This window comes from Paenibacillus sp. GbtcB18 (assembly GCF_019091125.1).
Lineage (GTDB): Bacteria > Bacillota > Bacilli > Paenibacillales > NBRC-103111 > Paenibacillus_F > Paenibacillus_F chitinolyticus.
In genome coordinates, this window is the sequence record NZ_JAGXJX010000133.1 from 1 (window position 1) to 460 (window position 460).

At 28.3% G+C, this 460-nt stretch carries 1 pseudogene; it reads right to left on the reverse strand.

Annotated features, from left to right (window positions below):
* A pseudogene (locus KVT34_RS32170) lies at positions 1-120 on the reverse strand (hypothetical protein); the annotation flags it as partial.
* Positions 121-460 lie beyond the last annotated feature (340 nt).

Consider the following 460-nt stretch of genomic DNA (forward strand, 5'->3'; position numbering starts at 1 on the left):
AAAATCTTCCGTTAATTCACAGTCAAGAACAATACTTCTTAACTTCTCGTATTCTTCTCTCCATTTTTTTGCGCCATTTAAAAATTCATCAACTTTAGGATTCATTCTGCTATTTGTCAATATGAAACGCCCCTCTATCTTTTCAAATCATTTAAAACTTTGTATACTAGCTTTTTCAACATATATGTAATAAGGCAATTCTCTTTTTCAGCTGAAATTCACATATCCAAGTGTAAAAGAACATATAAAGCTCGTCAACTAATAGTATGGAAACTATTTAGCGATTTCACATAACAACTATTTATTCCTTATCCCACATACAGGACTTACTATAGAGTTTTCTGTAGTAAAGCGCTAATTAACATTTTGATTTTAACGATAAAAAAGCACTTAAGATCGTAATTCTTACAAATCTTAAATGCTTTTTTATATTTTTCACAAATTTTTCTTATTGTACATT